The organism is Gottfriedia sp. ABJ_BB2_2, assembly GCF_055484705.1.
The window spans coordinates 143,469-168,631 of the sequence record NZ_JBVFKR010000001.1 but is presented as its reverse complement, the minus strand read 5'-3'; the positions used below and the strand labels follow the sequence as shown (position 1 = coordinate 168,631).

Genomic DNA, 25,163 nt, shown 5'->3' with positions numbered 1-25,163 from the left:
ACTGCAGATACAAAAGTCTTATTTCTAATACTCTTCCTTTAATATAATTGAGAAAATGCCATTTTATGATTAATCAATTCTAGTAAACAATCGTTAACGTACAAAATGCTAATATTAAAATCTTATCCAAAATACGCTATATCATTAAAGGCACAAAAAAGAAGACCACTTATGTGGCCTCCCTTAAACTAATAATCTTATAAAACTTTACTTAGGAAACTTTTTGTACGTTCATGCTTTGGAAAATCGAAAATTTGTACTGGTTCGTTTTCTTCAACAATATATCCTTGATCCATAAATATAACTCGATCGCCGACTTCACGAGCGAATCCCATTTCATGTGTAACAATGACCATCGTCATACCTTCTTTTGCTAGCTGCTTCATTACCTCTAATACTTCGCCAACCATTTCTGGATCAAGAGCTGAAGTTGGTTCATCAAACAACATAATTTTTGGTTCCATAGCAAGAGCTCTTGCTATAGCAACACGTTGTTTTTGACCACCAGATAAAGAATCTGGGTAATTACTTGCTTTATCAGCTAGTCCAACTTTCTTCAAAAGTTCTAAAGCTTTTTCTTTAGCTGTTTCCTTAGCAGTATTTCGAACCTTTGTTGGAGCTAACATAATATTTTCTAATACTGTAAGGTGAGGAAATAAATTAAAGTGCTGAAATACCATGCCAACTTCTGTACGAATTTCATTTATATTCGTTTTCTTATCAGTAATATCAACGCCTTCAATTAACACACTACCATCAGTAATCGTCTCTAACATATTTAAACAACGTAGAAATGTTGATTTACCAGAACCAGAAGGCCCGATGACAACGACAACCTCTTTATGTTTGATCGTAATACTGATATCTTTTAGGACTTCTAACGCGCCGAATGATTTTTTTAATTTATCTACTTTTATCATGTTGTTGTCAGCCTTCTTTCAATACGATTTAATACTGCACTTAACGATAACGTTAATATTAAATAAATGAATGCTGCCATTAAATATGGCTCCCAAACAATATAGTATTGACCATTCATTGCACGACTCCAATACATGATTTCAGGAGTTGCTATAATAGCTGCAATAGAAGACTCTTTAATTAAAACAACAAATTCATTACCAAGTGGTGGGATCATTCTTTTAATCGCTTGAGGTAAGATTACATATCTCATAGCTTGTACATGTGTCATACCAAGTGATCTAGAAGCCTCCATTTGTCCCTTATCAATTGATTGTATGCCTGCGCGGAAAATTTCAGCAATATACGCTGCAGCATTTAATGATAATGCGATAATCGCAGCGGCAATTGGATTCGTTTCTCCTATAAAGTAAGGTACGACACCAAAATGAATTAATAGTATTTGAACAAATAAAGGTGTTCCTCGGAAAAAGTTGATATACCACACAAATGGTAATGCTAACCATCTATTAGATTGCATTTTTCCTAATCCGATAAATAAACCAATAATTGTACCTAAAACGATTCCCGCTAAAGATAGGGCAATTGTTAACAATGTTCCTTTCCAAAAAAATGGCAAATATTCTACGATTACATCCCAATTAAATCCCATCTAATTTATTCCCCCAATTATCTAAAATTGCGTAACACAATTGAGGTTACGCAATTTTAGATTTCTATTTATTTTGTTCAGCTGTTAACGTTTCAAGATCAGGTTCAGTACCGAAATGTTCTTTATAGATTTCTTCATACGTACCATTTTCTACCACTTCTTTAACTGCTTTATCTAATTTCTCTTTATATTTACTTCCTTTAGGTAGCATTAAGCCGTAAAACTCTGCTGCGAAGCTATCTTTATCTTCAATTACGACTAATTTTTCATTTGGATTATTTTTTGCATATGTTTCTACTACTGCATTATCAGCGACTACAGCATCCGCTCCGCCACTCTTTAGTTCAAGAATTGCTAGATTGTTATTTTCAAATTTTTTAACATCTTTACTGTTCTTTCCTAATAATGATTCAACTGCCTCTTGACCTGTCGTACCATTTTGAACCGCTACGACTTTCCCTTTAAGATCCTCTGCAGATTTAATGTCACTGCCTTCAGGAACTAAGATCTTATTTGTTGAAAGGAAATAAGGAACTGTAAAATCATATTTAATTTTACGATCATCATTGATTGTGATAGATGACATACCAATATCAGCTAGCTTGTCTCCAACTTCTGCGAATAATGGGTCCCAACCAACATTTACGATATCAATTTTTAGCCCTGCTTCTTTAGCAACTGCATTCGTAAAATCAACATCGAAGCCTACGATTTTACCTTTATCAAGATATTCAAATGGTGCATAAGCAGCATCTGTAACAACTCTTAAAGGCTTTTGATTTTCAGTTCCACTTGTTTTTGAATCTTTTCCGCAAGCAGATAGAATCAGTGCCGTTGAAACAGCGAAAGCAAAAGACATTTTTTTAAAGTTCTTCATTTAAATTCCCCCTATGTAATTCTATTTCTCATTAATTTACTGATTTAATTAAATATATAGAAAATTTACTATATTTAGACTTTAAATAATTATATCTGTTCTTGTTTATTTATGCAATACTATGTCTAAGATTGTTAAACCATAATAAATTGGTAGGATTCACAAATAAAAAAGCAGTTCATTACGAACTGTTTTCGAAAAAATAAATAGTTATTTTGTTTTATTATTTCATTCTAAAAACTTCATCACGCGGGATAAATGGAATTCTCGTACCTATTAGCAAAACAAATGCATGTTCTTTATTAATAGAAAGATGATCACAATATCTAGCTGTAATAATAAAAATCTGTCATTTTTTTGGGAAATCATAGCTACTTATCAGATCAATACCTAACTAGCTTATGAAAATGATATTCATATATATATAATATTCACTACTTCCTGCGTTCTAAAAAATTGGGATTCAATATGTTTCTTAAAATCATAACTTTATAGCCTTGATGTAAAACACACTTTGTCCAGTCTACTCGATTATTTTCATAAAAAACTGGGGGGAATAAGGTCTTTATCATGAGATATTATTGTCATTTTTTTAAAATGAATAGTATGTATATATTAATTACACTTTCAGTCATTTGGAATGTCTGAATCCAGGAAATAAAAAAAGAGCAGACATAGAATTTGTCTACTCCTTACTATTTCATCAGAAATTTGTTGATTTAATAACAATATTATTTTCTAGCACCATATTTAATCTCGATTGTGTTATCGTTTCTAGCAATTATAGCGGCCTCACACATATTCACAAAAAGGCCATTCTCGACTACACCTGGAATCATATTTAAACGAATAGTTAAATCTTCTGGTTTTTCAATGCTTTTCATATGACAGTCAAGTATATAATTACCATTATCTGTAATAAACGGAATATTATTTTTTAGGCGAAGAATTGGATTAATAATGCCAATTTTTTCTATTTGTTTTTTTGTTAATTCCCAACCAAATGGTATGACTTCTATCGGTAACGGGAATGTACCAAGTGTCTGAACAAACTTTGATTCATCTGCAACAACTATAAATCGTTCAGAAATGGACGCAATCATTTTCTCACGTAATAACGCTCCACCTCCACCTTTGATCAAAGTTAAACGATGGTTCACTTCATCAGCACCATCAATAGCTAAATCTATTTTAATTATCTCGGATAAATCAATTAATGGTATTCCTAATTTATTTGCTAGTTGTTCAGTAGCCTTTGAGGTAGGTACTCCATAAATGTTTAATCCTTCTTTCATCCGCTCAGCAAGTTTTAAGATAGTCCAATATACAGTTGAACCAGTTCCTAGCCCAACTACCATACCATCTTCAACAAATTCAACCGCCTTTTCACCAGCTATTTTTTTACTGTCCATTTGCTCACCCCTAAATAAGGTCATTTGTTGTATTTAATTCATTTTACTAAATTCTTCCATCTTTCATCAAATTAATGGTTACTTTAACGGCTAAATCATATATTTTGTTGCTATTTTAGTGTGTGAAGCTTAGACTATGATTCCTCTTTTTTATAAGAAGAATTATATTCCTTTTGCTACCGACATGATGAATTTGAAAATCAACTAAACTTAGGGTACACACAAGCTTAAATATAAAAAAGCCACTCCCTAACAATAAATGGGAATGGTCTTTTCGATTTTAGTATTGTTATTAGATTCATATACTTTTAGATTTTATGATTTCTTTCAAAAAGAATTAATACATAGTCAGTTCGACAACCAGCCTAGGTCGACCACTAATACTGGAATTAGAAGAACAATTCTGTATCCTCACTGATTATTGTTCAATTTCTCAAGTATTTTATCTATTTTAGCTTCTAAACGTTGTATTTCTACCTTTTTCTTTCTATTTTCAATAAAGAACCAAATGATGATTGCAATAAATAACAGTGGCTTTAAGTAGATAAATACAAGAAAAAAATAATCTCCTGGGAACATAATGATCCTCCTATTTAATGAATTTGGCTTAGTTAAATACTACTTTTTTTCAATTAAATCTATACATTAAGTTAAATTTTTCTGCTAATATGCATTGGAAAATTGTTGTTATTTAACCTCGATTATTAGGAACTTTGCTTTAGCATTCTACTAATTACTCTTTCTTTAAACAAAATCTCAAAAATGAATAGACTTTAGTTCTTTTATTTAATTGAACATCAATAGTCGTAAAGTATCAAATAAATTTTTAAGTTTTCTGAAAAAAATGCTTCAGAAAATTAATGTGGTATAATTTTTCTAATTTTTAAAATTTGTTTTGAAAGTTGGTGGAGCAAGTGGAAAAGGAAGTAAATTTGAAGAAAAATATTGGTTTTTTCGTATCAACATCTCTAGTAATTGGCACAGTCATTGGTTCTGGTATTTTCATGAAACCAGGAGTGGTACTGTCATCAACAGCAAATTCCACAATGGCTCTTTTAGCTTGGATTATCGGTGGAATTATAACACTCGCTAGTGGTTTAACAATCGCTGAAGTAAGTGTAAAAATTCCAAAAACGGGTGGATTATACGCCTATATTGAAGAAGTTTATGGCGAGATGTGGGGCTTTTTATGTGGTTGGGTTCAAACCCTAGTATATGGTCCTGCAGTAATGGGCGCACTTAGCCTATATTTTGGATCGTTACTTGCAGATTTCTTAGGATTCGATGATAGTAGTAAAGTTCTTATTGGTATCATAACAATTATTTTATTAGGATCATTAAATTTACTTGGTACACATTTTGGTGGATTCATCCAAACTATTTCTACTGTCGGAAAACTTGTACCGATTATCCTAATTGCTGTATTTGGTATTTTCCAAGGAGATGTAACTGTCTTTAATGCTGACAGCGGCAGTAGTACACAAACAATTAGTATGGGTGCAGCCGTTTTAGCAACTTTATGGGCATATGATGGTTGGATGAACGTTGGGTTTATGGCTGGCGAAATGAAGAATCCTTCTAAAACTTTGCCTAGAGCAATTATTTCAGGCATTCTTATTGTTATTATAGCTTACTTATCAGTAAATATTGCGATGCTTCATTTATTACCGGCCAAAGAAATCGTTGAATTAGGTCCAAATGCCGCAACTGCAGCTGCAACATCATTATTTGGTAATTTTGGTGGTAAACTTCTTGCAATTGGTATTTTAGTTTCAATCTTTGGATGTTTAAATGGTAAAATTCTTACATTCCCACGTATTACGTACGCTATGGCTGAAAGAAAAATGGTTCCTGGTGCAAAGTTTTTATCAAGCATTCATCCTAAATTTAATACACCAGTCGGATCAACAATTATACAAATTATTATCGCTTTAGCAATGATGATTTTTTGGAACCCTGACCGCCTATCAGATATGGCAATATTCGCTGTATTTTTATTTTATGGTCTGGCATTTAGTGCTATTTTCATTTTACGTAAAAAAGACAATAACGATAAAACTCTTTATAAAGTACCTTTGTATCCTTTCACGCCAATCGTGGCAATTGTTGGTACGCTTTACATTATTGTTAGTACATTAATTAACGCACCAGTAGATGCATTTATATCAATCGGAATCGCAATTATTGGTTTACCAGTATTCTTTAAATTAAAAAGCAATGAAAAGAACGAACAGAAAATTAAAGCAAGTTAGTCTTTCTTAATTTAAGTAATAATATATCTTAAGCCCCCTTCAAAAATATGGAGGGGATTTTCTTATTTTCATATTGTTCTAATTTACTTGTTTTCACTTGTTTTCTTATTTAATATAAACCATTCTATGATAATTAAATTTATGATTAATCCTACCCAAATATTTACATTTAACACTTCTTTTACCATTTGTACTCTTCCACCTGGCAAAGAAAAACCATTTAGCAAATAATAGAATAAAAGTAGGATTGGTACCGTTAATCTACCACTCACTGCTACTAACGTAACACCAAAACTACGAATCATCCATTTTCGATGCTCAGAAAACTTTCTGTGTCTAGCTGTTACATATCCCTTTGCAGTCGTAAAAAGCCAAATAATCGTTAATACAACAAACGATGTTGCCTTCGTAAAATGCTCAATGTATAAAATAACAACAAAAGCAAGTAAACCACTTACGAAAACGCTGCTAATATAAACTCTTCCTAGTATACGGTGTAGCTTAGGTTTTTCTTTTCTGAGCCGAGTGTTAAACTGCAGAAAACCTGAAATTAAGGCAATAGCGGCAAAGAATATATGTACGATTAGTGCAGGATATTGAATTGATGTCGAATCAATTTGTATTCTACTATTAGACGGATTTACATTAAAATAAGGTGTTATAAAAGGGATCATAACCCCAATAGATACTATGAGTAAAATCCACCAGGTTTTTTTAGAATTCATGCAAACTTCCCCTTTGATTGTGTGATAGTCTCATACTATAAAACTATTATGAACTGTTCATGAACTAAGATATTATAACCAAAAAGGTCTGCCTAACTTGGCAGACCTTTTTGGTTACTAATTACTTGGACTCGCTAATTGTTTTATTAATAATATCAATCATATAGTTTTTTGTATTTTTGTTTATCGAACCACCATCGCCTTTAAAGACTGTTGACTTGGTAGAATCTGTAGGTTCAATATGCACCGGTACTAGCGTTTGACCTTCTTTTAGATTGAAAGATTGTGAGAAATTCATCTCATTAAAATCAGTTACATTTTCTCCATTAATTGTGAGGTTAGCTCCTTTAATAGCATTTCCTTTGACCGTTAAAGTCGAACCATTCACATCGATATTGCTAACAACAAGTGGCTTATCAATCCAGCGCAATATAGTATCCTGTACAAGCATTTTGTTGTTACCTTCGTTAGAGACAACTATTTTCAAATCGGTTCCAGGTGCACCGTAACCATAGTAACTAATATCATCATCTGATGAATCAGATCGTGTATGGTCGGCTAACCCTTCATGATCCCATGTATTATCTCTCGTATATTTATACGTAATTTCAGTTCCTTCTTCCAGCTCCAATGTATATTCCCAGTCAGGTGTAACAGCACCATTTCTGCTCATGGACCAAGCTCCAGTATTCCATCCATTTAAGCTATTTGGTATATTAACTTGCGCTGACAATGGTGTGTCATCCGGTGCATGCACTTTAAATGTGACCTGTACCATGACTATATCTGGTGTCACATTTACATTGTTCGAATCAATAAAGTTACCAGCCTGATCAAATACTCGGATTTGGTATTTATAGGTTGAACCGTTTGACACCTGATAATCACGGAAGGTGGTTGTGTCTCCACTCACTGATGCAAGGAGTGTACCGTCTCGATAAATAACTGATTTAAATGGTTGTTCTGGTTGCGTTAGTTTCCAGTTCAAGTTGACTTGTCCAGACTCTTTAATTGGTGTTTCCAATGTGACTTCACTAGCAGGAGGAGTAGTATCTGAATTACTACGATTATAAGTCGCTTCTCCAGTTGGTGAGTAGACCCATGTCCTGCCTAAATCCGGTGTAAAGGCCATTCGGTATTCATAAGTGCCTACCTCCAATGGTGTAAAGCTACTTAGAAACTCATTCGCCTGATTTTCCTGAGCCTGACCATTATATAGAGCTTGATATGATGTCCAAGCACTTTCGCCTTTTATTCTTACTTGAAGCTCTGCCATAATCCCTTCAGCTGGGCCCGTTTCTGTTGCATCTTGCAAATATAGGTTTGCTTTAACAGTAGACTCAATTGCTAAATTGAGCTCTCTGTTCGCTAAGGATGTCAAGTTGGTAACACTTGCATTTGTAACATCAAAATGTGGTACAAAGCCATTCGAAACTGCAGGTTTAGATTCGTTGCCATTTGAATCTACAGCTGTCACTGAAAAATAGTAAGTACGACCATTATTCAAACCTGAAACGTCGACAGTTGTGTCCGCCGTCTCTTTCACTTTTGTCCATAAACCTCCAGGAATTGTAGATTGATAGACAATAAATTTCGTTCCAGTACCTGTCCAGTTTAACGTAATTTGCTTAGATCTTGCTAATCCTGTTACATTTTCAACTTGATGTGGTTTTTTCACTTCATTATTAGATAATAACATTCTTCCAGATTCAGCAGGAACAGTCAAAGTCAACTTGCCATCCTTTGCTGTTACTAAGTAATTCGGATCTAATTGGTCTACAAAACGAATTCCGTTCGCAATTAAGCCTTTTGTATCGATATCGACAGTTTGTGTAGATTTCCCTCTGTTGATTATAACAAGGCCAGATTTTGTTTCTTTTGTTCGAACATAAGCTAATACATCGTTTTTTGCATAAACATGGTGAAGATCACCATAGCTAAATAAATCGGAATATTTCTGACGAATTTGACCAATAGTTTGATAGTGTTTAATCAAATCTTGGTTTTCTTTTCCCCATGGATACGTTCTTCGATCATCTGGATCCTTAGATCCCGTTTGACCAGCTTCATCCCCATAATAAATGGTAGGCGCACCAGGGTAGCCCATTTGAAGGATGGAAGCCAGTTTCAAACGCTTCAGACCTTCATCGAAATGATAATTCGGATCTTGTTCAGCCCTGTTATAAGTATCTGTTCCATTACCTAACAAGAATATAGCACGTGCGGTATCATGAGAACCCATTAGGTTCATGAGGGCATAAAATGCTTCTTTCGGATAGTCCTCTTGAACAGCAAGAAGTGAGTTTTGTGCATTTTCAGCATTGCCGTTCTTTAAATAATCCAAAATAGCGCCACGGAAACGGTAGTTCATAACTGAATCATATTGATCTCCTAAGAAGTACTTGGATGCATCATCCCAAATTTCACCCAATATTAGTGGCTTTTCATCTTTTTGTAGGGTTTTTCCGCTTCCTGTCATAGTCTTGGATTTCATTTGATTTCGGAATTCCTGCCAAAAAGTGCTATCCACTTCATTTGCTACATCTAGACGCCAGCCGGAAGAACCTCGATCAATCCATAAATTTCCTACAGAATCCTTTTCGTACATAAGATAATTTGCTAAAGAAGTGTTATTAAGCTCACTAGGATGATCGACTTTTGAACCCTGTTTAGATTCAAATACTGGCAGACTGTCATATCCCCACCAGCCTTCATATTTATAATGATCTCCATTTGAAACACCGTTGACTTTTTCATTAGGAACTTTGACATTTTCAATACGGAACCAGTTCTCAAATCCATAAGGACTAAAGGTTTGTCCCTCTGATATGAGTTGCTTTTTCGCTTTCTCTTTGGCACTAGTTTCGGACAATTTTTCATTATCCATCAAATTGTAAACACGTGACCAGTATTCATATGCGCCAACTGTTGTATATTTGTTATAACGGTCAAAATAAATAGAATCGTCGGAAACATGGTTAAAAACGCCGTCCAATATTAAATGCATTTTACGTTTCGATAATTCTTTTGTAAAATCCTTAAATTCTTTTTCTGAGCCAAACATAGGGTCTAGCATTTTGTAATCTGTTGCATCGTACTTATGATTAGAGGGTGCAAGAGCAATCGGGTTAATATAAAGTGTGTTGACTCCAAGTGATTGAAGGTAATCAAGCTTAGCTTTAATTCCAGCAATATCTCCGCCATAGAAATCATTACTAAACTCTCCGTCGCCAGTATAGGAACTACTACCTTGTTCATTAGGATTATCCGGTAAGCTTGACCAAGAAGTGGGATGTTCAATTGGTTGACTACCTCGAGCACCAACCTCATCCTTTACATGGTCATTTGTCTTATTGCCGTTATAAAAGCGATCCGGAAAGATTTGATATACTACAGATTCCTTCATCCAATCCGGAGTTTGATATGCAGGATCATAAACTGTCAATTGGAAAAGACTTGCATTTTTATCTTCTGCTTTCCCAGTATGACCTTCTTGCGTGTCTTCTCCGTACTCAGTTGTTGAATCTTGATCCCTCACAATGAATTTGTACCCGTGAATTCCTTTTTCTGCTGGGATAAATGTTGCTTCCCAATATTCATGAGCACCTTTGTCATTTATGTCTGAATAGCCCACATTCTTCATCTTTAAGACCTTTGTTGTACCAGAATTATAGTTTTTAACATAGAGGTTTGCACTCGTCAGATCGCCTTTCTTTGCCGATATCCGGAAAGTAACAGGATTCTCTGCAGCAACTGCTCCAAACGGTTTTCGGTATACTTGGTCCCACGAATCATGATATAGGGCATTTTTATCTATCAAACCATCTGATCCAATAGGTTTATAATCTGTATAAACTTCTTTTGTTTGATTGTTATAGAAAAATGTAATGGTAGTTTCAGAGAGCACATTTAGCTTCATGTTTGAGGATGGGTAGGACTCTGTCCAATCCTTACCTAATACTATCTTGTATTCATAAGTACCTCTTGGCACTTTTGTTGTGAAGGAATAAACATTTTTAAAATTTTCGTCTTTTAAGAATGCTGTTGATTCCGCAGGGCTCCACGCTGATCCTGCTTCAATTGCCGGCTGGATGGTACCAACGAGTCGAGGTTGCCTTTCTTCTATTAAAGGAGTGTAGTGTGTACTATCAATAATTGAATGAGTATTATCATTATAGTAGAAGGTGATCTCTTTTTGATCTGAAAGTGTTAGTTTAATGTTTTCGCCACCAGGTATCCCACCTTCACCATAATTTTCAGACCAACTCCCACCAATGGCGATTTTGTACTCATATTGACCAGTAGGTAAAGTACCAGTTATTGAGTAGAGTCCATTTCCTATGTATGTCATTTGAGTTATGGACGAAGTTGGGTCCCAATCAACTGAGTTTCCTAATACTTTTTGAAGATTTCCAACAAGTACTACTTGCTTAGCAACCGTTTCCATTGCTAGAGCGGTTCTGTTTGTAAAAAGTCCCGAAAACAACTGGAAAACTAAACCGATTACAGTGACGAGTGATAGAATCGTTTTCTGTTTTTTCCTCATGAAAAAACCCCTTTCCTTTAACTATATTTAGAAAACATATATGCAAAAGAAGGCAAAAAACTATATATGTATGATGACCGAAGAAATTAATTGCAAACGTTTGCAAAATTTGTTTTCAGAATTATTATAACTTTTTATCAACACAAATCAATAGAGATCTAGATTAAAAATCTAAATTTTCTGAAATTTGTATCGTTTGTACTGGGTAACAATCGTCCATTTGGTTTAGTTCTAAATCATTTGTATATATTACTAGTACTAAAAGCATATATTCCTACATTAAATGCATACTACCCGCAATACAGAACCAAGCAAAAAACACTCGAAACGCATGCGAAGGTCTTTCCTATACAAATATAATTGAGCGGGATAAAATTTGATAAACATCAAAAAAAGCGATTCTTTTATATGAATCGCTTTTTCATTATTTTAGGCATGGGAAAGGATAAATTTATAATACTTTATGCCAATAAGAAAATAGATTGTCAAACTGGCTTGATAATATTAACTTAAGTAATTAATTTTTAAGGTAAATAGAAAACATTAAAATAATAAATATTAATTTGATAATAATAATTACTTAGATTATGTGGTTTTATTGAGACTTCTATATCTGAACAAAACATAAAAAATAACTCTTAAACAGAGTTACTTTTTTTTCTGTTTCTTTTTCTTTTTATATGTTTTTTCATTTTTAAATTCAGGAGTTAATTCTTCAGAAGCTTCAGTTTGATATCTTAAATTCCCAATTGAAATATTTTCTGATACAACTTCGTTTTTGAATACTCGGTTTAAAACATACTTATGGAAAAAAATTTCAAATAAACCTAGTCCGATTGCAGAAATTAAAGATGGATAAAACATATTGCCTCCATCAGTTAATACTGACCCTAAATACCAAATTAAAAAGAATGCTAATCCTACATCTGCAATTGTAGCAACTGTATTATTTGTTCTAGGTAAAATAAGCATATCACCTAGTAAATACGCACTAACCCCGACTAACATGGTGATGACAAATACATTACCAATTGACATATCATATAATACACCAAGTACCATATATAATAAGATGAAACTAGCAATAAATTTTATAAATAATGCTTTTACATGTTTCAACAAAATCCCTCCTTGCAATTATTATGATAAATAATATTTAAACTATACAATTGTAATTTTGAATAGTTTTTCATTTGACTGTCATATTGATGTTGTACAAGTATTCGTAATATTTATCGCTTAAAGAGGACTTTTATATTTACTGATACATCCCATATATTTTAACTACAAAACTGTATTTATTACTATTTAAGCTCTTTGAACTTCTAAATAGTATTTATAAGAAAGTACAAATAATCTAAAAATGGGTACAATCATTATAAATTTAGCAATTAATACAATAAAAAGGCTGTACAAAGCTAAAATAAAAAAGCACAGAATCTATTGATTCTGTGCTTAATTTCAATTGTATTATTCAACTACTCTGCCTAGTGAAAACAGACTGTCTCAAGGACGTTCAGTCACGGTGGCGAGCATGCGATGGAGAACTTCATGGTCACGATTCGTGCAGGCGGTAATCTTTCCCAGGCAGAGTGTTCAAGTCCTCAGCACCAACATATGTGATGGCGAGTGTAGGCGCGCCGCAGTCATCGCAGGTAGTACGTAGTTCGAGCTCTCTGCTGCTGACGCCGTGGTTTGCAGTGAAGATTCTCATTTTACTTACTGTCCTAATTGTTTAATTTGATCAATGATACCAGTTATCTCTTGAATAGACTTAAACATTTCCGTATTCTCTACAATAGAAGGATCAAGCTTTCCGTCTTCCATATTGTTTAAATAAAGGTCAATCCCCACTAACACTTTATTATTTTGTTCGACCATTTGTTGATGCAGATCCGCAGCTATGTCCGGCGACTGAAGTTCATTAAATTCTATAATATCTTTTTTCATCTCTTCCAGCTTTGTCTCCAATTCTTTTGCCGCTTGTTGATCACTAACAGCTTGTTCTGAAAGAGAAGGAACTTCGTTTCCAAAAGCAATAGCTTCATTTACATAATCCGTTGCTTCATTCACGTATGTTAACGTGTTGTTTACTTTCTCCAATGAAGAACAACCGCTAAGAATCAAAAATGGAACAGTAGAAAAAATAACCAGCCATTTTTTCATTGTGATTACCTCCGTTTTCATAAGATCACCTATTCATTTTATTAGTCATTTAGAAGATTGTGAATACTTGTCTTCAATCTTCTTCTCAATTTTTTCCATTTCCTTTGCATTGCTCATGAGTTCCTTTTTGTTTTCCAACACCAATTGTTTAAATGACAGTTTAATTGTTTTTCTCATCTTCCATCACCTTCTTATATTTAATTTCTTATCAGTACTGCTATTAGAACATCTTTGTCATTTTCTCTTCCTAAGTTCATTCATGATGATAGGGATCAATCTTTTTTTTGCCATTTTTATTCCTTTTCGGAATACAGTACTTTTAAGTATTTTGAAAAGTTTAGACATAATCGTGCTCCCTTCTTATATTTTCATGAATCTTGTTGGAGAAACATTTTCTAACGAATAAATAACGTGAATTTCTCACAAATGAAAAAACACCTTTACCATTTATCTGGTAAAGGTGTTCAACATAAAAGACCTTTACCAAATAAATTGGCAAAGGTCTCGCTTGCAATCTAAATTGCCAGCAGAGCCGAGGATTTGAATCCCGTAATGACGACTTTGCTGAAATAGCTACTCCCCTTTGGAGAAATCACGTTTCATCTATTTGAAGTTATCTTAACCTGAAATAGATGAAACGTCAAACAAAAACTTTAAAGAAAAATGTTACTTTTAATAGGCTTTCTACTTTATTCGTTAAATTGTACCGTTTTTATTTTTATTAAAAATTAATTTATACATATCCAATCTCGTAGTAGAGAGTATTGAACTACCACTGAGCGTTAGTTACAAAAGGTATGATAATGTTTAAATTAAAGTGATGATTAGAAAATAAAAAAACTATAAACAACATTTAAAACAATATTTAATACTTAATCAATATTCATTGTTAGCTCTTCAAAAAATTTTGCTACATGGAATCCATCAACTGTTGAATGATGCGATTTTATAGATATAGGGATAGTTATTCTCCCGTTGTGTACAGAATACTTTCCAATAGTCAATATCGGCTTCAAATAACAAGAAGAATTAGCAATATTTAAAGAAAAATTATCAAAACTTACCCAAGGGATAGCTGATATATCGAAGGTGTTTAAAGGTTGATTATCTTTAGGAAACATTTTATCGGAACGATCGTATTTTCCAATTTCTGCTTTATATGCAGATTGAAATTCGGCCATACTTTCAAGATTATCTAACCAAATACATTGAAATTTTTCTTTTTCCTTATTAAAAATAGTAAATGCTGGAACTAGGTAATCCCAACAAACTAATTCATCTTCAATAAGATCATAACGATAATTTTTTATAGCGTTAATAGTTTTCGTAATATTAAAAATCATATAGGCATAGAAGCTGTAATTATTATTTTGACAATAATCAACAGCAGTAGTTACATCTATTTTCGTAGTCATTTCATGGGTAACATTTATTGAAAAGTAATAATGATAGTATTCTTTTCTCTCCCATTTTTCTAATTCTACAACACGATATTCAGACATTGCTTCACTCCTAAATTGAACATAATATGTTTATTCTTTCTTTAAATGATAATACCTTCTCTAGCGACCAACAAAGTTGTGTTTTTTCAACGAGAGCGGTATTTATATTAATAAAAAAATGAGCCACTTATTTGACTCATGATGCACACGTTGAGGGTTAGTTTTATAATAAACTTAATTTGCAAATGAAACCTAAGATAAGCAAAATTGAGCCTTTCGTTCATTATGACAATCCTACAAAATAAAAAAAGAACTGCTGAGGCAGTCCATAACTGTTGAACTAAAGCTGAGAGTACTACAAAGCTAAGATGTTTATTAATACTTGTTCTAACTTTATCTATTTACTATCTAAACTAATAATTGATCCATATGGAATTGTATGTGACTCATTTGTCTTATAAATTGAACAAACATTAATCTTTTCGTAATTGTTATATTTCCATTTTAAACAAGCATTATTATTTTGATCAATCGATGAATCCGTTGTAAAAAAAATAGTAGCGAGACCAAAAATAGTAAATCCGCCAATTAAACCACGTTTTATCTCATCAGCATATTCTCGGATCCATAAAATGGTTTTATTCATATTCCCCTCCAAATTTTAAAATAAATATGAGTAATTCATTTTATGATTGATTGGTAAGAGATAAAACTAAACTTTGAATAGATTTACTATAAGAGTATTCCAAAATATTCTTTTCACAAAAACGACTGTCATTAAATTAACTGGACAGTCCTTTTCGATTTATCCGCTTTTATTCAATATAAAAAACGAGCTGTTAGCAACTCGTTTTTTTTAACTTAAGCTCTTCTTTTATTCTAATTTACCTTTGCATAAATGCATGTATCAGTTAGTTTCTTACCATCAGCTGAAAGATCTTCATTACGTAATATCCCTTCTAGCTCAAAACCTAGTTTTTCAGGGATCGTACGACTTTTAGTGTTATTAGATTCACATCGTATTTCAATCCTTCTAAATTTGAGTAGCTGAAAGCCAAGGTTTGTTAACTCATTTACTGCTTCAGTTATATAGCCATTGCCACTAAATTGTGTGTTAATCCAGTATCCAATTTCACCTTTAGAAATGTTCCAATTAATTCTGTGAAGGCTAGCAGTTCCAATAAAATCATTAGTACCCTTTTGAAAAATAAGATAGCGAAAGCTTTCTCTTTTCATAAAATCTATATGGGCATTTCTCAGGAGAATTTCTGTTTCTTCAACAGTAGGAATTGACTGAAAAAGAACCAACCATTGCTTTAACTCACTAATTGAATCCTTAATAGCTTGGTGCACTATTTCCCCTTCGCCAGCTTGAAGTGGTGCTCGAAGAATTAGTCTGTCTGTTTCAATCTGTAACGGAACATCTAATAAAATTGGATTCATTTAATTTTCCCCTCTCTAAAAATAAATTCGACAAAACAAACCTCTTATAAATGTCTATCTACAAACCTTACACATCATAAGCCATCTTCTACAATATAAAAAGTAAGAATTTAACTTCTTAATTGTAATTCTTTATAAACTCGGTTTATTCCTTTTTCATTGTTTAACAATACTGTCATTAGCGTAAATAAAAAATCGACTAAATCTTGTTCAACTATAGCTATTCGTTAGTTACATAAGGAAATTTACATACATTATTAATTATTTCTAAAGTCAAATTTATCATTAGGCACATTTAAGGTATGTCCGTTAATAACTACTGTATCATTATCTATCCAATTGATATAAGCATTGTTCTCACGATAATTCCAATATATATTTTTAGTAGTTTTACTACTTCGTTTGTTAAATACTAATTCTCCTCGTATAGTATATGAAGTCGTTGCTCCTCCACTATTAACATATGCCTTTAGAGTATAGACACCGTTTGGAGATGTTACTTCTGTAAGGTAATCTCCTTTTGGTAATCTATTCATATCAAAAAACGCCAAATATACTCCATATCCTAAGATTCCGACAAATAAAAAGCTGCCAAAAATAATTATTTTCACTGTTTTAAGTCTTTTATTTTGCCATTTCTGTTTATTTTCTATTATATTAGTCAAGTACCGCACCTCATATTAAACAATTTACATATATTGTATCAGAAAATTTTATTAATAGATTATCATTAAATAACAATCTGTTATATATCACTTCATTTAAAATGCAGCTAATAAGCTTGCCATGTTGTTGAACTAACGCTCTCAATCATATTTTTATGTCATCTAGTTTTTTTTAATGGGTGACCATTTTTTTCGTGGATTGGTTTTATGATTAAGTTAGTCGGTTTAGAACGAAGCATTTATGGGGCTTAGACCACGTCAACTAAACAGTTCATCACCTTCATCACCGACTTATAGAAAATTGATTTGGGCGGTGATTTAATAATTTTTAAAAAAATGCACATGATAATTTCATTTTGATATTTACTACTTTTTCCTAGAAGAATGTATACAGTTTCAATTGAAAGAAAAAATAAGTGTGTAAACTATTATTCGAGGAGAATTTATGAAATTTGAGCAAATGGAATATATCGTAAAAGTTGCGAGCGAGAAATCTATGAATAAGGCTGCAGAAAAATTACATATTACAAGTTCAGGAATTAGCCAATCTATCTCCCAACTAGAGAATGAATTAGGAATAACTATTTTTAACCGTTCAAAAAAAGGAACAGTTCCTACAGAAGAAGGAAAGATTGTCATTAAAAGAGCTAGCGAAGTATTACAAATTATTTCTAAATTAAATGATGAGCTGTTTGATTTTAGAAATAACAAAAATGTTCATTTAAAAGTTGTAGCTGCACCTACTTTTGCATCTGTACTTCAGCAAGCAATGAACAGAATCCATGGTGAACATCCTAATGTAACGATTGAAATTGAGGAAAAAGCTCCACCTCTAATCATGGAAACAATTAGACACACTGAATATGATTTTTGTTTTTTTCCACAAGATTTAGAGATACTAGAGAGTGAAAAAAATATTAACTATGATTTAATTCGAACTGATCGTGTTCATATTATTGTAGGAAAACACTCCCCTCTATTTCATTTTGACTACATAACACAATCTGATCTATTAAATATGGAAACAGGTTGCTATTCTATCTATTCTGATTATTATTATTCTAAGTTAATTAAAAAAAATAAAAATAAAATCAAGTTAACTACAAACAGTATAAATATACTTACAGAGGCTGTTAAAGAACAGAATGTATTTGTATATTCTCATGAGTCAGGAGCTAAATTACACCCTGACATTCTCGCTGGAATTATTAAATCTATACCCTACAAAGAAAATGATGATTACGTTTATAAAGATTTATGGGTAATCTATCCCAAAAACAAAATTCTGAATAACATAAGCAAAAAATTTCTTGAAATCGTTAAAGAAATAGCCACTCAATAATCGTGGCTATTTGATTCCTTATTAGTCTTGTACGATAATGTTCTAAATAAAAATTAGAGTTAGTTAAACAGACTTCTAAAATTATTTTTTTAAAGAGAACTCTTATATTAAATGATTTTATTAGTCATTTAGGACTTTATATTACTATTTGATAATATATTAGTGATATAATATCGATATACTAATATGGAGGGATTCAATCCAAATGTATATTGATGATTCTTATAAAAAAATAATAAGTAGTATGAGTCTTGTTTCTCTCGAAGAAGAAAAAGAAGCACTTCTTAATACGATGGATAATTTGGATATATTAGAAAATGAATTTCAGGTATTAATAAATAAACTCGATTTGGTTTATCAAACCAGTTTACTTAAATTTCAACAATCTTACATTTACAATGTAAACTCTTAATATCTAAAATATCCTTAATTAGAAATAGACCAGATACTCAAAAGGTGAAACATTATTCTAGACAGAAATGAAAAAGGTTCTTCGATTGAAGAATCTTTTTCATTTCTTATGCTACTAAAGCTCTAGTTAGTTCATTTAGAAAAGTGAACTAAATATTCAAATTCTATGTTTATACTTTTTCACGAGATCAGTTCAGATAGTCATTTTCTTTGAATAAATAGCTGTTTGAGAATGGGGAAACATTCCCACATCTTTGTATAAGCGGTTAGCATTTGTTAGGCTATCAGTGTCTACATATAATAAGATTGTTTTTTGGTTAAGTTGGTATGCTTGCCCGAATATATGAAAAAGCAACGCCTTACCTATTCCATGTTTTCTATATTCACGTTTTACCCCAAGTAAATCAATAAATACCCCATCATCTTGTAACCTACTCATTATGAATCCTACCGGTTTAGAATCCTTCCAAGCAATAATCCAAAGGCTTGGGTCGTAACCTTCTCCCATTTTTTGAGAAATCCAGGTTGATGAATCTTTTTTTGTATAACCCCATGTATCCCGGAAAGTTTCGTCATATATCGAGAAAAGAGTTTCTTCATCTGAATTAGCTTGAAAGGTTCGTAATATTATTCCCTCTGGTAAAGGCGACTGAGTTGGTTTTTCAGTTAACTCGATTTTCATTCGTTCATATAACCTACTGAACTCATATCCCCTATCCTCCACTAAATTTCTAGCAGCAATATTGGTAAAAGGAATTTGATTCATTAACTTTTGCTCACCATCTTTGTCTTTAGCTAGAACGTTAGCCCGCTCTTCTACTTTCTTTAATAAAAGTGAACCAATTCCTAGATTTTTAAATTGTGGATGTACGAATATACAAGTATCCATCCTGTTAGCCCCTGTTACCTCTACAAAACCATAACCAAGTATTTTTTTTGTTGTCGAAATGACAATCCAAGCATCTGTTTCAATCTGGATAGAATTCCACATATCTAGGACATCTGACAATGTAATATCCGGTTCACCTATTTCCTCAATATCACATAATGACACCAAATCAGTAATCGCTTGTGCATCCTCAAAGGTCGGATGTTTAATAATAAACTTCTGTACTTCATGTTCCATCTATTGTTCTCTCCCTTTTTCAAGTCAGTAATCATAACAAAAGCATGAGTAACCCAACTTATTTAACTCACCATTGATTCATATTTGTATAGACTTGACTTATTCTTCGTTTAAATATGTATTTCCTTCCTTTCTGCAATATTTCTGCTTGGCAAGAACAAAAAAAGAAGACTGTCATAGCAATCTTCTTGAAATCAAACTAACGTTCTCATTAGTTAAACATACTTATTAATGCGGCTTACTCAAATAACTGGACATTAGGCTCACGCTTTAGTATGTGAACAATCATGGAGTGTAATTGTCCACGGTGATGAAATAGATGGGCCTGAGTATCCAACAGCCATTCGTAACGTGAATGAACTACCCCAAAAAATGAAGTCGTCTCCTGTAACAACTCTTCATCCTGTAATCTTGATATGCCTTCTTTTAAATAAGAGTAGTTGCTAATCAGGGAATTGATTAATGCCTTTCGATTCGATTCTGGTTCAGCTTTTTCATAGAAACGATCCAGTTCATCCTCCGAGGCTCCAGATCCAATCATGAAATCGGCTTTACATAGAACCGAGATATGCGAGAGTAATTCACCAATTGACCATTTCCCCACCGTCGGTTTAATTTTCAGGTCTTCCTCACTTAAAGTGTTTATTAACTTAAAAATAGAGTCAACCGCCAAATCCATTTCTTTGAAAACACCTTTACAATAAACGTTCATAGATTGTTCTCCCTTTTTTGCAAAAAGACATGTAACTCGTTTTTTGTTTGATAATAATTAATTCAACAAAAAACACATTACTCCTTCTGCACCATAGCACGTTTAATTAATAGAAAGAGGAATATTAAATTCTTATTTTCATATAACCAAAGCGCTAATTAGTATCATAAAAAGAACTTATATTTTTATCTTTCTATAACTAAAGAACATTGTTGTTTATCTTGGTCGAAATGCCATCATATATTTGTAATAAATGTTTAGGTGATAATTCTTTAAAACTCACCTACTAAATCGAATATTTAACTAACTCATCCATATTATTAATCCATTTTTTCGATATTTCTAATATCTGTCCTTCTTTGATATTTTCTTTAAGGTATCCTTATTTAACGCCATTAACAAGTTCCCTCATAGAATTTAACTGTGATGATAGCTCACTAAACCAATCCTCATCACCCGTTAAGAGGGCCAAGTCAATTAGAAAGCGAATCTGTTCTTTATTGATCACTTTCGAATCAGGCATTTTCTTCACGTTTTTATTTCTCATTTGAATGGTTTTCCCAACAGTAGTTTCATTATCTGAAGTTATTACATTTACCTTTACTATTTCATCGAGAATAGTATGTGACTCAATATAACCTATTACTAATTCTCCATTCACTGATTTACCTTTAACCCAGTCACCTGTTTTTAAAATAGTATCATTATTTAAGTTCATTTTTTCCACCTTCTCATTTAGAGTAAAAAAATTATAAAATTTTTGATCATACCAGCATTAAAATTAAACTGTAATATTTTTTATTACATTTAGATTAAAAGAAGGCTAAGCCCTTACTTTATGCTTCTCACTTCTCACATTTAATATGATCGACAATGTCCTTCATAGTGTATTGCTTTAAATATCCACCAAGATGTTCTTCTGCACCTAGGAAAATATTAAAAAGAACATTTTGCATATTTGCCCCTACAAGACATTTTTCATTTGATTCAGGACACTTAGGCTGTAATGCCCCCTCAGAGGTGATCTTATAAATATCCCATAGATTCACTTCTTTTAAATCTAAGGCAAATATAAATCCGCCACCAGTTCCTTCTTTCGATTTTATAAACCCATGTTTTTTTAACAAACTAAGCACTTTACGAATACGTACTGGATGGACACAGGCACTCTCTGATATTGCATCACTTGTAGACATCCGGTCCGACTGAAGCGCAAGATAAGTTAAACTATGAATGGCAAGTGTGAAATCACTGTTCATGGCCTGCCTCCTAAAAATTTTCTTTATATTCTTTGATTATATAATTTGTACTGTAATACTATGTGTTACAGATTAATTTGTCAAGAATACTGACATTATGCCACTATCAATGAAATTATTAATTAGCTACTTTTTGTAATTTATTGTATGAAATTGTTCTTAGATTTCGAGGAAGAAAACTACGAATTTCATCTTCATTATAACCAACCTGTAATCTTTTTTCGTCTAGAATGATTGGCATGCGTAACATTTTGGGATTATTTATTATTAATTTATATAATTCATTAAGTGGAAGCGATTCAATATTTACATTTAATTCCTGATATGTTTTTGATTTATTCGAAATAATCTCTTCAGTTCCAGTTTCTGTCATGCGAAGAATAGATTTAATCTCTTCAAGTGTAAGTGGTTCATTCATAATATTTTTAATACTATAAGTAATATGATGTTCCTCTAGCCATGCTTTTGCTTTGCGACATGATGTACAGCTTGGTGTGACATATAGATTTACCATCCTTTTATCCACTCCTTATATTTAAAAAATGTAATAAAAAAAATTACAGTTAACATAAAAAAAGTAAAAATGTATTATCTTATTTAAACGAATTAAGTTAATTTTCTATACTCAATTCAAATAACTATACTGTAATTTTATTCTTTACAGTTAAAAGTGTCAACTATATTTTTTGAGTATAAACATGGAGTGTTTTTTCTTCCTCTACGTAATACAAAATAAAAAGATAATATATACAATAAGAAAAGTCTCATTCCAATAAATATGAATGAGACTTACTTTCATTAAGTTTTGTCAAAGTATGATATTCAACTAAAGCACTCGTTACTTATATAAGTCTTCTTATAACTCCAACGATTCCCTCTTTGTCATTGTCTCTTCGCAAAAGCTAATGTGTATTCATTTAATTCCCTTCCTCGAAAGCGATCAAAGAGTTTACACCATGGGCAAGAATTGCTCCTGCTCTAGTAGATGCTGCTACTAAAATAGCTTCTGTAACTTCCTCCATTGTACCTCCAAGTGCTTTATACTTGTTTATGTGTACATCAATACAATACGGGCAAACAGTAACATGAGCTACTACAATAGCAATTAACTCTTTCGTTTTTTTAAAAGAAGAGTCTCTTTCTCAAAGACGGTCTTCTCAAATTCAAAATAGGCGTTTGCAGCTTCAGGGCATTTTTTTACTAACTGTGGAATTTTCTTTAAATTTTCTGGCTTATAATACGTCATCTTATTACCTCCTAGATATTAAATGTTTTGTATATGAAACAATTTACATTTTTTATTCTAGGATTTTGTAAGAATGATTTCAGTGACTTTATCACATTACTTCAACTATTTCTTGTAATTTTTCCTTTTGAATGATAAAAATTTTACCCCGTTCTTGTTTAATCCATCCATTTCTTTCAAAATCTTTTAATGTTCTACTGACTACTTCTCTTGCTGTACCTAAGTCTATGGAGAGGGATAGATGAGTAATATAAAGAAGATTGTCGGATGTTTTACTTGATTTTTGGAGTAACAAGTCTGCCAACCTTGAATTTAATGGCCTAAAAGTTATATCCTCAATAAGATTCGCAACTGTTGTTATTCTTTTTATAAATAAACGATGAATATATGTATTTATTTCTTTATATCTATATGTCCATTCTCTAAATAATTGCGCAGGTAGAACAAATAGCTCGGTTTCATTTTCTATTTCGGCGATTGCTTCATATCCTGTCTCACCTAAAACGCTTGCTAACATGATAACACAAGTATCACCACTTCTTAATCGATACAGTGTTAACTCTTTTCCTGATGGACTTATTTTATAAATTCGAATACAACCGCTAAGAACAAAAGAAACATGTTTAAAAATATATCCTTCCTCAATCATTTGACGAACAGGTAGAGTCCTTAAAAACCCGCTGCTATCTTTCCATTCATGTATTGGTATTTCTCTGAAAATGGGAAATTTCCTATTAATCATTTCGATCTGCTCTTTTTTCAAAAAGATAACCTCCTATCATAAACGAAATAAAGCCTATTTATATAAAAAGCAGCCAAAGTTACATATCTAAGTATGTGTAATGCCCTAATTATGAAAAGTTTCTTCACCTTCCTCATTATCAAGCATACCTTATATTCCCAATTTTTTAATAGCTATTTTATCTAAAAAATAACACACAATAGATGTATTCAATTACTAAACATCGGAGTTGACATAAAGCTATGAAGAAAGTTTTTTTTATTGTAATCCTTTCTCTTTCATTATTTTTCTTTGCAGAATTTACTTACGCTACAACAGATGAACCAGCTCTCTCTCCAATTAGCTTTCAAATAGAAATTCAGAATTGGGAAGCTGTCAACAAATTACTTCCAAAATATTCGAAGTTCACTGTAATCGATGTGGAAACTGGCAAAAGCTTTGAAGTACAACGAAGAGCTGGTAGTAGGCATGCAGATGTTCAACCATTAACAAGAGAAGATACTAAGATAATGAAGGAAATATACAATGGGAAATGGAGTTGGCGAAGAAGAGCTGTATTAATTTTAGCTCATGACAGCCTAATCCCTGCTTCCATGCATGGAATGCCACACGGAGCGGGTGCTCTTCAAAACGGATTCGGTGGTCACTTTTGCATTCATTTTTTAGGAAGCACGACACATAGGACAGGTAGAGCAGACTTTTCGCATTATGTGATGATCCTTAAAGCTGCTGGGAGGATTGATGAATATATTAATAGCATTTCACCTTCCCAATTGCTAAATGTTTTATTCGTTTCTATTAAAAACGAAGATATAGGTTTGTTTAAAAATATTGCCATAAGTAATCAAAAAGATATTAAAAAGGAACTAAAGAAAATAGAAAAAATAGAAGCGATACAGTGGACTTTGCCTAAATCAAAGGAGTCAGATTCATACTCTTTTGCAACTGAAATCCCAGTTGATGTTTTTCTCATAATAAAAGATATAGGTCGGATTAGAACCAAACTTTCTTTTAAGATGGTGAGAACGTCACCTCTTTCTCCTTGGAAAGTTAATGTTGATCCATTACTTTCAAGCATTAACTAATTGTCTAATTACTGGTTCACTAATCATTTCTCAAACAAAGAAACTTACTTGGAGCGTTTAAGAGACAAACGTATTTATAGAAGTAGCAGTTTAATCTTATAGAACTATCACATGCCTTAACTACACAACTTCATTTACG

At 32.3% G+C, this 25,163-nt stretch carries 26 protein-coding genes; 4 read left to right on the top strand and 22 right to left on the bottom strand.

What is annotated here, in order from left to right; all coding sequences use genetic code 11:
• Positions 1-197: 197 nt before the first annotated feature.
• The 5 genes from ACX6U0_RS01005 to ACX6U0_RS00985 all read right to left on the bottom strand — a co-directional run bounded on the left by ACX6U0_RS01005 (position 198) and on the right by ACX6U0_RS00985 (position 4,441).
• Positions 198-920 (bottom strand): amino acid ABC transporter ATP-binding protein, encoded by a 723-nt coding sequence (locus tag ACX6U0_RS01005; protein ID WP_464958148.1) that lies wholly within the window; start codon positions 918-920, stop codon positions 198-200.
• A complete protein-coding gene (locus ACX6U0_RS01000; RefSeq protein WP_464958147.1) occupies positions 917-1,573 on the bottom strand; it encodes an amino acid ABC transporter permease in 657 nt (218 codons plus the stop codon). Before ACX6U0_RS01000 ends, ACX6U0_RS01005 begins: the two co-directional genes overlap by 4 nt.
• 64 nt (positions 1,574-1,637) lie before the next feature.
• Complete coding sequence (locus ACX6U0_RS00995; protein WP_464958146.1) at positions 1,638-2,450, bottom strand: basic amino acid ABC transporter substrate-binding protein; 813 nt, start codon at positions 2,448-2,450, stop codon at positions 1,638-1,640.
• Between the two features lie 731 nt (positions 2,451-3,181).
• On the bottom strand, positions 3,182-3,862 hold the full coding sequence (gene rpiA / locus ACX6U0_RS00990; protein WP_464958145.1) for a ribose-5-phosphate isomerase RpiA: 681 nt from the start codon (positions 3,860-3,862) through the stop codon (positions 3,182-3,184).
• A gap of 411 nt (positions 3,863-4,273) precedes the next feature.
• The gene (locus tag ACX6U0_RS00985; RefSeq protein WP_464958144.1) at positions 4,274-4,441 is read right to left on the bottom strand and encodes a hypothetical protein; all 168 of its coding nucleotides are present in this window, start codon (positions 4,439-4,441) and stop codon (positions 4,274-4,276) included.
• Between the two features lie 335 nt (positions 4,442-4,776).
• Between ACX6U0_RS00985 and ACX6U0_RS00980 the strand changes: the two genes are divergently transcribed.
• On the top strand, positions 4,777-6,114 hold the full coding sequence (locus tag ACX6U0_RS00980) for an APC family permease (protein ID WP_464958143.1): 1,338 nt from the start codon (positions 4,777-4,779) through the stop codon (positions 6,112-6,114).
• An 83-nt stretch (positions 6,115-6,197) separates the two neighbouring features.
• Here the strand turns inward: ACX6U0_RS00980 and ACX6U0_RS00975 are convergent, their stop codons facing one another.
• The 9 genes from ACX6U0_RS00975 to ACX6U0_RS00935 all read right to left on the bottom strand — a co-directional run bounded on the left by ACX6U0_RS00975 (position 6,198) and on the right by ACX6U0_RS00935 (position 17,101).
• Positions 6,198-6,839: a DUF2306 domain-containing protein gene (locus ACX6U0_RS00975; protein ID WP_464958142.1), complete on the bottom strand. Its 642-nt coding sequence runs from the start codon at positions 6,837-6,839 to the stop codon at positions 6,198-6,200.
• Positions 6,840-6,960: 121 nt separating this feature from the next.
• Positions 6,961-11,385 carry a pullulanase X25 domain-containing protein gene (locus tag ACX6U0_RS00970; protein WP_464958141.1) on the bottom strand — a complete coding sequence of 1,475 codons (4,425 nt, stop codon included), beginning with the start codon at positions 11,383-11,385 and terminating at the stop codon, positions 6,961-6,963.
• A 648-nt stretch (positions 11,386-12,033) separates the two neighbouring features.
• The gene (locus ACX6U0_RS00965) at positions 12,034-12,504 is read right to left on the bottom strand and encodes a YndM family protein (protein WP_464958140.1); all 471 of its coding nucleotides are present in this window, start codon (positions 12,502-12,504) and stop codon (positions 12,034-12,036) included.
• A gap of 600 nt (positions 12,505-13,104) precedes the next feature.
• Positions 13,105-13,551 carry a DUF6376 family protein gene (locus ACX6U0_RS00960; protein WP_464958139.1) on the bottom strand — a complete coding sequence of 149 codons (447 nt, stop codon included), beginning with the start codon at positions 13,549-13,551 and terminating at the stop codon, positions 13,105-13,107.
• 45 nt (positions 13,552-13,596) lie between these two features.
• On the bottom strand, positions 13,597-13,728 hold the full coding sequence (locus ACX6U0_RS00955) for an FbpB family small basic protein (protein WP_464958138.1): 132 nt from the start codon (positions 13,726-13,728) through the stop codon (positions 13,597-13,599).
• A 695-nt stretch (positions 13,729-14,423) separates the two neighbouring features.
• A complete protein-coding gene (locus ACX6U0_RS00950; protein WP_464958137.1) occupies positions 14,424-15,053 on the bottom strand; it encodes a CatA-like O-acetyltransferase in 630 nt (209 codons plus the stop codon).
• Between the two features lie 337 nt (positions 15,054-15,390).
• Positions 15,391-15,639, bottom strand: a complete 249-nt coding sequence (locus ACX6U0_RS00945) for a hypothetical protein (RefSeq protein WP_464958136.1) — start codon at positions 15,637-15,639, stop codon at positions 15,391-15,393.
• Between the two features lie 233 nt (positions 15,640-15,872).
• Positions 15,873-16,436: a GNAT family N-acetyltransferase gene (locus ACX6U0_RS00940; RefSeq protein WP_464958135.1), complete on the bottom strand. Its 564-nt coding sequence runs from the start codon at positions 16,434-16,436 to the stop codon at positions 15,873-15,875.
• Positions 16,437-16,693: 257 nt separating this feature from the next.
• Positions 16,694-17,101 carry a DUF5412 domain-containing protein gene (locus ACX6U0_RS00935; protein ID WP_464958134.1) on the bottom strand — a complete coding sequence of 136 codons (408 nt, stop codon included), beginning with the start codon at positions 17,099-17,101 and terminating at the stop codon, positions 16,694-16,696.
• A gap of 445 nt (positions 17,102-17,546) precedes the next feature.
• Here ACX6U0_RS00935 and ACX6U0_RS00930 point away from each other — a divergent pair, with 445 nt between their 5' ends.
• Both ACX6U0_RS00930 and ACX6U0_RS00925 read left to right on the top strand, forming a co-directional pair.
• The gene (locus ACX6U0_RS00930; RefSeq protein ID WP_464958133.1) at positions 17,547-18,443 is read left to right on the top strand and encodes a LysR family transcriptional regulator; all 897 of its coding nucleotides are present in this window, start codon (positions 17,547-17,549) and stop codon (positions 18,441-18,443) included.
• 205 nt (positions 18,444-18,648) lie between these two features.
• Positions 18,649-18,855 carry a hypothetical protein gene (locus ACX6U0_RS00925; RefSeq protein WP_464958132.1) on the top strand — a complete coding sequence of 69 codons (207 nt, stop codon included), beginning with the start codon at positions 18,649-18,651 and terminating at the stop codon, positions 18,853-18,855.
• Between the two features lie 192 nt (positions 18,856-19,047).
• Here the strand turns inward: ACX6U0_RS00925 and ACX6U0_RS00920 are convergent, their stop codons facing one another.
• The 8 genes from ACX6U0_RS00920 to ACX6U0_RS00885 all read right to left on the bottom strand — a co-directional run bounded on the left by ACX6U0_RS00920 (position 19,048) and on the right by ACX6U0_RS00885 (position 23,960).
• Positions 19,048-19,980 carry a GNAT family N-acetyltransferase gene (locus tag ACX6U0_RS00920; RefSeq protein ID WP_464958131.1) on the bottom strand — a complete coding sequence of 311 codons (933 nt, stop codon included), beginning with the start codon at positions 19,978-19,980 and terminating at the stop codon, positions 19,048-19,050.
• A gap of 238 nt (positions 19,981-20,218) precedes the next feature.
• Positions 20,219-20,692, bottom strand: a complete 474-nt coding sequence (locus tag ACX6U0_RS00915) for a DinB family protein (RefSeq protein ID WP_464958130.1) — start codon at positions 20,690-20,692, stop codon at positions 20,219-20,221.
• Positions 20,693-21,074: 382 nt separating this feature from the next.
• On the bottom strand, positions 21,075-21,410 hold the full coding sequence (locus ACX6U0_RS00910) for an IDEAL domain-containing protein (RefSeq protein ID WP_464958129.1): 336 nt from the start codon (positions 21,408-21,410) through the stop codon (positions 21,075-21,077).
• Positions 21,411-21,537: 127 nt separating this feature from the next.
• Positions 21,538-21,951, bottom strand: a complete 414-nt coding sequence (locus ACX6U0_RS00905) for an RrF2 family transcriptional regulator (RefSeq protein ID WP_464958128.1) — start codon at positions 21,949-21,951, stop codon at positions 21,538-21,540.
• A gap of 118 nt (positions 21,952-22,069) precedes the next feature.
• Positions 22,070-22,465 (bottom strand): transcriptional regulator SpxA, encoded by a 396-nt coding sequence (spxA, locus tag ACX6U0_RS00900; protein ID WP_464958127.1) that lies wholly within the window; start codon positions 22,463-22,465, stop codon positions 22,070-22,072.
• Between the two features lie 403 nt (positions 22,466-22,868).
• Complete coding sequence (locus ACX6U0_RS00895) at positions 22,869-23,015, bottom strand: carboxymuconolactone decarboxylase family protein (protein ID WP_464958858.1); 147 nt, start codon at positions 23,013-23,015, stop codon at positions 22,869-22,871.
• 41 nt (positions 23,016-23,056) lie between these two features.
• Entirely contained in the window at positions 23,057-23,197 is a 141-nt protein-coding gene (locus ACX6U0_RS00890) for a hypothetical protein (protein WP_464958126.1), read from the bottom strand.
• 91 nt (positions 23,198-23,288) lie between these two features.
• The gene (locus ACX6U0_RS00885; RefSeq protein WP_464958125.1) at positions 23,289-23,960 is read right to left on the bottom strand and encodes a Crp/Fnr family transcriptional regulator; all 672 of its coding nucleotides are present in this window, start codon (positions 23,958-23,960) and stop codon (positions 23,289-23,291) included.
• Between the two features lie 221 nt (positions 23,961-24,181).
• Between ACX6U0_RS00885 and ACX6U0_RS00880 the strand changes: the two genes are divergently transcribed.
• Positions 24,182-25,024: a hypothetical protein gene (locus ACX6U0_RS00880; protein ID WP_464958124.1), complete on the top strand. Its 843-nt coding sequence runs from the start codon at positions 24,182-24,184 to the stop codon at positions 25,022-25,024.
• Positions 25,025-25,163: the final 139 nt, after the last annotated feature.